The 9,476-nt window shown below is 58.1% G+C and carries 9 protein-coding genes; 4 read left to right on the top strand and 5 right to left on the bottom strand.

The genetic code is table 11. From position 1 onward, the window contains the following. Positions 1 to 99: 99 nt before the first annotated feature. Positions 100 to 1,320 (bottom strand): VWA domain-containing protein, encoded by a 1,221-nt coding sequence (locus IM317_RS12705; RefSeq protein ID WP_033144537.1) that lies wholly within the window; start codon positions 1,318 to 1,320, stop codon positions 100 to 102. A gap of 332 nt (positions 1,321 to 1,652) precedes the next feature. On the opposite strand from IM317_RS12705, the gene IM317_RS12700 reads away from it, so the two are divergent. After that, positions 1,653 to 2,774, top strand: coding sequence for a cupin domain-containing protein (locus tag IM317_RS12700; RefSeq protein WP_033144538.1), 1,122 nt, complete (start codon positions 1,653 to 1,655; stop codon positions 2,772 to 2,774). Positions 2,775 to 2,873: 99 nt separating this feature from the next. Here IM317_RS12700 and IM317_RS12695 read toward each other — a convergent pair whose 3' ends face one another. Then, entirely contained in the window at positions 2,874 to 4,289 is a 1,416-nt protein-coding gene (locus IM317_RS12695) for a PLP-dependent aminotransferase family protein (RefSeq protein WP_033144539.1), read from the bottom strand. 176 nt (positions 4,290 to 4,465) lie between these two features. Between IM317_RS12695 and IM317_RS12690 the strand changes: the two genes are divergently transcribed. After that, the gene (locus IM317_RS12690) at positions 4,466 to 4,627 is read left to right on the top strand and encodes a DUF1127 domain-containing protein (protein ID WP_023334364.1); all 162 of its coding nucleotides are present in this window, start codon (positions 4,466 to 4,468) and stop codon (positions 4,625 to 4,627) included. Between the two features lie 94 nt (positions 4,628 to 4,721). On the opposite strand, the gene IM317_RS12685 is transcribed toward IM317_RS12690, so the two are convergent. Together IM317_RS12685 and IM317_RS12680 are read right to left on the bottom strand one after the other, a co-directional pair. Then, positions 4,722 to 4,976, bottom strand: coding sequence for a DUF4282 domain-containing protein (locus IM317_RS12685; protein WP_032660945.1), 255 nt, complete (start codon positions 4,974 to 4,976; stop codon positions 4,722 to 4,724). An 81-nt stretch (positions 4,977 to 5,057) separates the two neighbouring features. Continuing rightward, positions 5,058 to 6,446, bottom strand: coding sequence for a PLP-dependent aminotransferase family protein (locus IM317_RS12680; RefSeq protein WP_033144540.1), 1,389 nt, complete (start codon positions 6,444 to 6,446; stop codon positions 5,058 to 5,060). 102 nt (positions 6,447 to 6,548) lie between these two features. Here IM317_RS12680 and IM317_RS12675 point away from each other — a divergent pair, with 102 nt between their 5' ends. Next, on the top strand, positions 6,549 to 7,028 hold the full coding sequence (locus IM317_RS12675; protein ID WP_014882392.1) for a carboxymuconolactone decarboxylase family protein: 480 nt from the start codon (positions 6,549 to 6,551) through the stop codon (positions 7,026 to 7,028). Here IM317_RS12675 and IM317_RS12670 read toward each other — a convergent pair. Then, complete coding sequence (locus IM317_RS12670) at positions 7,015 to 7,917, bottom strand: LysR family transcriptional regulator (RefSeq protein WP_033144541.1); 903 nt, start codon at positions 7,915 to 7,917, stop codon at positions 7,015 to 7,017. The two genes, IM317_RS12675 and IM317_RS12670, sit on opposite strands and share 14 nt — an antisense overlap. A gap of 100 nt (positions 7,918 to 8,017) precedes the next feature. On the opposite strand from IM317_RS12670, the gene IM317_RS12665 reads away from it, so the two are divergent. Further along, positions 8,018 to 9,433, top strand: a complete 1,416-nt coding sequence (locus tag IM317_RS12665) for an aldehyde dehydrogenase family protein (protein ID WP_033144542.1) — start codon at positions 8,018 to 8,020, stop codon at positions 9,431 to 9,433. The last annotated feature ends 43 nt before the right edge of the window (positions 9,434 to 9,476 follow it).

Raw genomic sequence — 9,476 nt, 5'->3', positions numbered from 1 at the left:
ACTAAACTTATTATTGGGACGTGCGCATATCCGATTGCCGCAAAAAAGGTTTCGCTGTGAAACTATATTTCTGGCAATGTATTCATTTTCTCTAATGTGTTAATCACAACCCTGCGGTATATATTCCTTCACGGCGTTGTTCATCATCTTATTAAACTCCTGCGTATTATTGACAGCAAATACCTTTCCACCTGTATTGCTGGCAATACAGTTTCCGGCGCCGGTATTCATGATATCGACAACATTGACCTGTAATCGGGGCTTACGTTTTTTTAGCTCAAGCGCGACATCGCAAGGCGAGCCTCCGCATGTCTCTTCCCCGTCCGTCACCAGTAGAATTATGGCATCACGGTCAACGCCATTAACTCGTTTCCCCGCCTCTTCTAACGCCTCTGCCAGAGCGGTTTTACCCACCGGCTGGATTTTATCAATTAACTTTTTTAGCTCAGCGCGTTGTTCCGGCAGGAAAGCCGGAGTTGCGTTCACCTGGTGGCAATTAGCTGCGGCAATAAGGCTAATGTCCATGTCATTTGGCACGTCATCGATAATGTGTTTAGCGGATTGATGCGCGAGCGTAATGCGACGAGGTTCACGATCGATACCGGGTACAGGTTTATCCTGCATCCACCGCATTATCTCTTCTGGTGTGGCATCCATGCTCATGGCCATAGAGCCAGAAGCATCAAAAATAATAACCATTTCAGGTGCCTGCTGTTTTGTCCGCTGTGCCGGGCAGAGCATTTTGACCTGATGCTCAGGGGCTGGCTGGACGGGAGAAACGGCAGGAGTGGCTACTTTGACAGTCGGCCAGCAGCCGCGCAGGAGAACAAGAGCCAGAAGCAGAGCCAGTGCTAAAAGCCCCAGCCATAACCACCCACGCTTTTTAGCCAGCGGTTCTGCCGGCAACTTAGTTTCAGGCATGATGTCCCAGCCTGTAATCACAGGCTGACCGTCAACGATCCATATTCTTTCTGGTGAGGGCTGTCTGGCTATTTTTGCCAGTAACTGCAGTGTTTCGGGAGAAGTCTGCGCGCTAGTCGAGAGTGTTTGATGAAGTTGAGTGAGTGCCGCCAGCTTTTGTGAGAGGAGTATGGCGATTTTGTCTCGCTCAACGACGTTTAAAGCGTTAAAGCGTTGGGGTTTACCATTTATTTCGCTATACCATTCAACCGCACCATCTTCAGCCTGCTGAGGGCGGGCAAAAAGATTGAGATAAGTTTTAGAAAGGTGTCGGTCAATAAGATTATTTAAGGCAGAAAACGTTGAAATATATTCTTGTAAGCAATGTTCGCTTTCAACAGTCCTTGTGATTCTAATCATTGCCTTTAATGAGCCAGGTATGCAAAAGAAAATAGCTTAGAGCTAAATATAAAGAATGACAATCTCTAATGCTAATCTTGTTCTTAAAATTAAAAAACTACCAGTTTTAAGAGGTAAGATGCCTTGAGTAAAAGTAAACGTCGGACGGGGGAAAAGGTTCAGGAAAAATTATCATTTAAGTTTTACTTTAATACCACTTCACCTAATGACCAGGTTTAATCATTGCCAACACGCGCGTGGCAGGCAAATCATCTGCGCTTGACCCACGACAAAGCAGCCCTCCACGCTCTCCACCATAATCGCGCCTGTTTCCCCTCTCACTGGTGCTACCCATGGCGTATCAACTGAACCTGAACTGGCCGGAATTTCTTGAGAAATACTGGCAAAAACAACCCGTAGTGCTGAAAAATGCCTTCCCGAATTTTGTCGACCCGATTACTCCGGACGAGCTGGCCGGGCTAGCGATGGAGCCGGAAGTCGATAGCCGTCTGGTGAGCCATTTCAACGGCAAATGGCAGGCCAGCAATGGTCCGTTTGAGCACTTTGACGATCTGGGTGAAACCGGCTGGTCGCTGCTGGCGCAGGCGGTGAACCACTGGCATATGCCCGCCGCGGAGCTGGTGCGTCCGTTCCGCGTCCTGCCGGACTGGCGTCTGGATGACCTGATGATCTCCTTCTCCGTGCCGGGTGGCGGCGTGGGTCCGCATATCGATCAGTATGACGTGTTTATTATTCAGGGGATGGGCAGTCGCCGCTGGCGCGTGGGGGACAAGCTGCCGATGCGTCAGTTCTGCCCGCATCCGGCGCTGCTGCACGTCGATCCGTTTGAGCCGATCATCGACGAAGATCTGGCCCCGGGCGATATCCTCTACATCCCGCCTGGATTCCCGCACGACGGCTTTACCCATGAGACGGCGCTCAACTACTCCGTCGGTTTCCGCGGGCCGAACGGTCGCGATCTGATCAGCAGCTTCGCCGATTACGCGCTGGAAAACGATCTGGGGGGCGAGCACTACAGCGATCCGGATCTGACCTGTCGCGAACACCCGGGCCGCGTGGAGCAGTACGAACTCGATCGCATTCGCCAGATGATGTTCGACATGATTAGCAAGCCGGATGATTTCACAAAATGGTTCGGCAGCTTTGTCTCCACGCCGCGCCACGAGCTGGATATCGCCACCGCCGAGCCGCCGTACGCGCCGGAAGAGGTGCTGGACGCGCTGCAGGGCGGCGAAACGCTGTCTCGCCTGAGCGGCCTGCGCGTGCTGAACGTCAACGGCAGCTTCTTTATCAACAGCGAACAGCTGGAGACGGTAGACGCGAAAGCGGCGGATGCGCTGTGCCGCTACACCGAACTCGGCCAGGCCGAGCTGGGCGATGCGCTGAATAACCCGGCGTTTGTTGAAGAGCTCACCGGGCTGATTAACCAGGGATACTGGTACTTCGACGAGTAACCTGCCTGTTGCCCGGTGGCGCTGCGCTTACCGGGCCTACAGGATCGGTTTTCTCCCTCTCCCTGTGGGAGAGGGTCGGGGTGAGGGCATCAGGCCGCACTACTCCTCCATCGCAATCACAATCGCTTCACCCATCTTCTTCAACGCCTCGCGATTCTTCTCCGTCGGCGGCAGCGCCACGTTGATCCGCAGACAGTTGCGGTACTTCCCGGAGGCGGAAAACAGCGATCCGGCCGCGGCCTGGATCTTCAGCCGACACAGCTGCTTGCTGACGCACACCATATCGACCTTCTCCGGCAGCTCAATCCACAGCAGGAAGCTGCCCTGCGGGCGCGTGACGCAAATCTCTGCCGGAAAATACTGCCGCACCCAGCAGGTGTAGGTTTCCATATTCTGCTGATAAATCTGGCGCATACGGCGCACGTGGCGATGGTAATGGCCGTCGCGAATAAACGCCGCCACCGCCATCTGCGTACCCGGCACGTTAAACCCGCCTGCGGCGTATTTCATGTGCATCACCCGGTCGTAATAGCGCCCCGGCACAATCCAGCCGACGCGCAGGCCCGGCGCCACGGTTTTGGTAAACGAGCTGCAGAGGATCACGCGGCCGTCGATATCCATCGAATGAATGGTGCGCGGGCGCGGGTACTCCGCCGCCAGCTCGCCGTAAATGTCATCCTCCACGATCACGATATCGTGCCGCTGGGCCAGGGCTAAGACCTGCTTTTTCCGCGCTTCCGGCATGATAAACCCGAGCGGGTTATTGCAGTTGGGCACCAGAATCACGGCCTTGATCGGCCACTGCTCCAGCGCCAGCTCTAATGCCTCGATGCTGATCCCGGTCTCGGGATCGGTAGGAATTTCAATCGCCTTGATGTCAAATCCGCGCAGCATCTGCATGGTGCCATGAAACGACGGCGACTCCACCGCCACGATATCCCCCGGCTTGCACACCGAGAGCAGGGCAATCGACAGCGCGCCGTGGCAGCCGTTGGTGATGACAATCTCGTTCGCTGCCACGGTGGAGCCGCCGTCCAGCATCAGGCGGGCGATCTGCTCGCGCAGCTCCAGGCGGCCGTCGAGCACGTCATAGCTCAGCATCTCGGCAGGGTTGTGCTGCGCGATGCGGCTCATCTCGCGCCACAGGGGCTTCAGGCTCGGCTGGTTAATATCCGGCGAGCCGCCGCCGAAGGAGATCATCTCTTTATCGGCACGGGCGTCCAGCAGCATCATCACCTCATCCCACTGGGTGACGTCCACGGGGCGCTGCACCGGTCGCGTCATGGCCGGAACCGGCGGCTGGGCCTTGCGCTGCGAGACAAAATAGCCGGAGCGCGGCTGAGGGGTGATCAGCTGGAGGTTTTCGAGGATCTGATAGGCCTGCTGTATGGTGCTGATGCTCACGCCGTGCTCCTGGCTCAGCGTACGTACCGACGGCAGACGTTCGCCGCTGCGATACAGCCCTTGTTCAATGCGTTCTGCCAGGAGGTTGGCCAGATGTTGATAGCGCGTCATGCTGTATCCTTTGTTTTCACCATACAGATTGTAAAACCAGTACAGATTGCCGTAAAAATTGGCATGCAGATACTGTTTTAGCGGATCTGTATGTTAAACAAAAGGTGTTTTTGAGTCTGTATTGCACAGGCCGATTTCCAGGATGATAACCCCACTGGTACAGTGAGGAGAGCATCATGGAATTCTATGAGAATCGTTCAAAACGTCCGTTCGTCGTGTTTGTCTGGATCGGCAAAACGATCTGCAACTGGTATCGCATCAACCGCACTCGCCGCATCCTGAGCCAGATGAGCGACGAGCAGCTCAAGGACGTTGGGTTGTCGCGGTATGATGTGTGAGCATAGGATTGCCCGGTGGCGCTACGCTTACCGGGCCTGCTCGATCCCGTAGGCCGGGTAAGGCTTAGCCGCCACCCGGCATATAAAAAGCGGATTATTCGGCAGATTTTACCGACGTGTTTTCAGCGATACGGCGCAAATATTCGTTGTTCTTGAACGCAACCATAATCAGTTCGAACATCACGCGGCATCCGACCAGGCTGCATATCGTACCGATAAAGCCCGTGATGAGGTGGTCGCTGAACATGGTATACACACCGCCCGCAAAAATAAGCAGCATGGCGATCCAGTAAAATAAGACCAGCACGCGTGGTGTTAATAAATAATCAAATCCCAAAATTGATTTCATTTTCTTTTCCTTAGAAATGTAAAAAAGCCATCAGATTATATCGATATTTTAAATCGGTGCTAATTGGGCAGATATCTGATTTCAGAGTAATATTTCAAGCGTCTCCCGTTTCGGCCTCTCCAGCAACGCCAGCGCCTCTTCATACGACCGCACGTTGTTATAGCCCATCACCAGCCCGTAGCGTTTGCCCGACCCGCAATACCACTCCGAAAGCGCATTCACCTGCAGCTGCTGTTCCTGCCAGCAGCGCGCCACTTCCCGGTCACCGCTGCCTCTGGTCAGGAACGCCACGATATGCATCCCGCCGTCGTTTTGCTCGGTGAAAAACAGATCGCCATACACCTCGCGGAGAGCCGCAATCATCCAGTCGCGGCGGGTCTGATACAGCGCGCGCATCTTTTTCAGGTGACGGAAAAAATGCCCTTCGTTGAGAAACGCGGTGAGGATCTTTTGCGTCAGCACCGGCTGGCCGCTGGTGGTAATGTCCGCGCAGTCGGTAAAGGCCCCGACGGTGCTGGCGGGCATCACCACGTAGCCCATGCGCAGCGACGGCATGATGGTTTTACTGAAGGTGCCCATAAAAATCACCCGATCGTGCTGGTCGAGGCTTTTCAGCGACGGCAGCACCTTGCGGGTGTAGTGAAACTCCCCGTCGTAATCGTCTTCGATGATCCACGCCTCGTTCTGGCTGGCCCAGTCGAGCAGCTGCTGCTTGCGCGGCAGGGAGAGGGTGACCGCCAGCGGGCTCTGGTGCGACGGGGTGACGATGGCAAAACGGGCGTCGCGATGGTGACGGAGCAGGTATTCCGTATCGATGCCGCAGCGATCGACCTGCACCGTGTGCAGGCGCGGCACGATCCGCTTGAGCAGCTGCTGGCCCATAAAGTAGCCCGGATCCTCAAACACTACCTTGTCGCTGCGGCTGGCGAGGGTGTCGAGGATCAGCCGCAGGCTGCCGCTGTAGCCGCTGGTGATCAGCACCTGTTCGGCGCTGCAGGACAGCCCGCGTGAAATATTGAGATAGCTGGCGATGGCCTGGCGCAGCGGATACCAGCCCAGAACGGGCGGATTGAGCATCTCCTCCTGACGCATGGCGCGCGTCGCCTGACCCGCCAGCAACAGCCATTTTTTATACGGGAAGCTGTCGAGGGCGGGGATGCCAGGGCGCAGAAACCCGGCCCGCTCGCGCTGGCTGATGAGCGAGGCCGGAAGCGCGCCGGTGGGCTGTTCCGCAGGGGCACTCTTATCCGGCAACAGCAGATCCGGGTTGACCCGCGTGCCGCGCGCCCCCTGGCTCACCAGATACCCTTCCCCCGTCAGAATGGCATACGCCGTTTCGACGGTTTTACGCGCCACCTTCAGCTCTTCCGCCAGCACGCGGATGGCAGGCACCTTATCGCCCGGCTTCAGCACGCCGCGCATGATGTTGTCGCGATAGCGGGAATAAATCTCGTGATAGCCCGGCTTCATGTCCTACCTCGTTTCACGCTTTTTGTATCTTTTTACTATGTCATGAACGGCGTAGATTTGCCGCATCGCATGACATATGCCGCACAAAAAAGAGGAAAGACAATGAGCACTCGCGTTAACCACCACAAAGTTACACCCGCCCTCGCCAACGCGCTGTCTGCCCTGAGCATGGAGGTGGCAAAAACCTCCATCGACCCGGCGCTGAAGCACTTGATCGACATTCGCGTGTCGCAGCTGAACGGCTGTACCTTCTGCCTGGATATGCACTCGAAAGAGGCCAAAATTGCCGGCGAGCGCGAGCTGCGCCTGTACCATCTGGCGGCCTGGCGCGAGTCCCCGCTGTTCAGCGCCCGCGAGAAAGCCGCGCTGGCCTTCACCGAAGCGCTGACCCAGATTGGCGTTCACGGGGTGAGCGACGCGCTGTACCGCAGCGTGGCGGAGCACTTCTCGGACGTGGAGATTTCAGAGCTGAACTTCGCCATCGTGGCGATCAACGCCTGGAACCGTCTGGGGATCACCTCCCGCATGGCACCGGGCTCGCTGGACGCGGCTTACGGGCTGAACAAGGCTAACCTGGAATAATCCCGCGCTCGCGGATCGTCGCCACCAGCGCCCGCAGGCCTGGCGGGACGTGGCGATGGCCGGGGTAGTAAAGGCGCAGTCCGGCAAAGGGCTGCGCCCAGTCGTTTAAGACGCTCACCAGTTCTCCACGCTCCAGCTCTTCACGGATATACAGTTCCGGCAAAAATCCCACCCCTAATCCCGCTTTTACGGCGCGGATCGAGGCAAAAAGATCGGACGTCGCAAAGCGCGGCGGCACGGCAAGGGCGTACGTTTCCCCCCGACGCGCCAGCTCCCAGCGGTAGATCCCGCCGTGGGCCATGCGCATGCCGATCCCCTGATGCGAAAGCAGATCGTCCGGCGTCTGCGGAATGCCGTGACGGGCAAAATAGTCCGGCGTGGCGGTAACCAGCTGGCGGATCTCCCCGGTCAGCGGCACGGCGATCATGTCCTGCGGCACGGACTCTTCAAGGCGGATCCCCGCGTCATAGCCTTCCGCGACGATGTCGATCATTCGCGCTTCGCTGACGGTCTCTACGCGCATCTTCGGGTAGCGGATCATAAAGTCGATCAGCAGCTGGTCCAGAAACAGGGTGCCGATATGGTTCGGCACGTTCAGACGCAGCGTGCCGGCGGGTTCCCCGGTGTCGCTGTGGATCTCCTCGCTGGCGAGACGGATCTCCTGCAGGGCCGGGCCGATACGCGCCACGTAGCGCTGTCCGGCGTCGGTGAGCGCCACGCTGCGGGTGGTGCGGTTAAAGAGGCGGGTATCAAGGCGGCTCTCCAGCCCGGCGATGGCGTTGCTTACCGCCGTGGCTGACATGCCCAGCTCCTGCGCGGCGGCGCGAAAGCTGCCGCGTCGCACGACCGCCATCACCACTTCCAGCTCTGTCAGACCTGAACGATGCATAGATTATCCTGAAAATCGAAACAACCCTTGCAGCATAGCGTGGATTATCGCAACGGAGAAGCCGTGACAGACTGTGCTCACACAGCCTGAGGAGGTTTATATGCACACCATCGAACAGATCTTTATTAACGGCGAATTTGTTACCCCGCACGGCAACGAGTGGTTTGATTTGTACAACCCGGCGACGGCGCAGGTCATCGGCCAGGTTCGTCTGGCGGATGAGATTGACGCGGAGCGCGCCGTTGCGGCGGCGAAAGCGGCGTTTCCGGCGTGGTCGCAGACCACAAAGCAGGAACGCCTCGCGGCGCTAAAACGTATGCACGCCGCCGTGGCCGCCCGTCACGACGATCTGCTGGAAGCGGTCATTGAAGAGTACGGCGCGCCCGCCTCGCGCTCTGCGTGGATGGCTAGCTATCCGGCGGAGGTGATTGCTCAGGCCATTGAGGCGCTGGAGGCGTTTGAATTTATCACCCCCGCAGGCGCAGCGACGGTGCAGATGACGCCGCTTGGCGTGGCCGGGCTCATCACGCCGTGGAACAGCGACGCGGGGTTTATCTGCGGCAAGCTGGCGGCCGCGCTGGCTGCGGGCTGTACGGCCGTCATCAAGCCGAGCGAAATGAGCGCCCTGCAAACCCGGATTGTCACCGAAGCGCTGCGCGATGCCGCGCTGCCGGCGGGCGTGTTTAACATCGTCACCGGACGCGGCGAAACCGTCGGTGAAACCATCAGCCGTCATCCCGACGTGGCAAAAATCTCGTTTACCGGCTCGACGAATACCGGCAAGGCGATCCTGCGCAACGCGGCGGAGAGCTTTAAGCGCGTTACCCTGGAGTTAGGCGGTAAATCGCCGACGATCCTGCTGGATGATGTGGATCTGGCGCAGGCGATCCCGCTGGTGATTCAGGCCGGATTTATGAACAGCGGGCAGGCGTGCGTGGCCGGAACGCGCATTCTGGTGCCGCAGGCGCGCAAGGCGGAGATCGAAGCCGCATTGGCGCAGGCCGTGGCGGCGGTGAAATCGGGCGATCCGCGCGATAGCGCGACGGACGTCGGCCCGATGGTCAGCGAAAAGCAGTGGCAGCGGGTACAGGGCTATATCCGTAAAGGAATCGAAGAGGGCGCGCGCCTGCTGGCGGGTGGTGAAGGGAGAGCAGACGGCACGCGAGACGGCTGGTTTGTGCGCCCTACGCTGTTTGCCGACGTGAACAACCAGATGACGGTCGCCCGTGATGAGATTTTCGGCCCGGTGCTGTGCGTGATCCCTTATCGTGACGAGGGGGAGGCGATCGCCATTGCCAATGATACCGACTACGGCCTGAGCGCGATGGTGCTGGGCGGCGATGCGAACCGCGCGCGACGCGTGGCGCAGCAGATTGTTTCCGGTCGCGTGCTGGTGAATACCCTTACCCATGAGCCGAAAGCGCCGTTCGGCGGGTTTAAGCACTCCGGCGTGGGGCGCGAGATGGGCGAGTGGGGAATTCGGGCGTTTATGGAGCCCAGGTCGATTCTGAGCTAAAACCTGCCCGGTGGCGCTGCGCTTACCGGGCCTACAGGAGCCC

The organism is Enterobacter cloacae complex sp. S3 (genome assembly GCF_014930495.1).
GTDB lineage: Bacteria > Pseudomonadota > Gammaproteobacteria > Enterobacterales > Enterobacteriaceae > Enterobacter > Enterobacter asburiae_B.
This window is presented reverse-complemented; position numbering and strand designations above follow the sequence as displayed.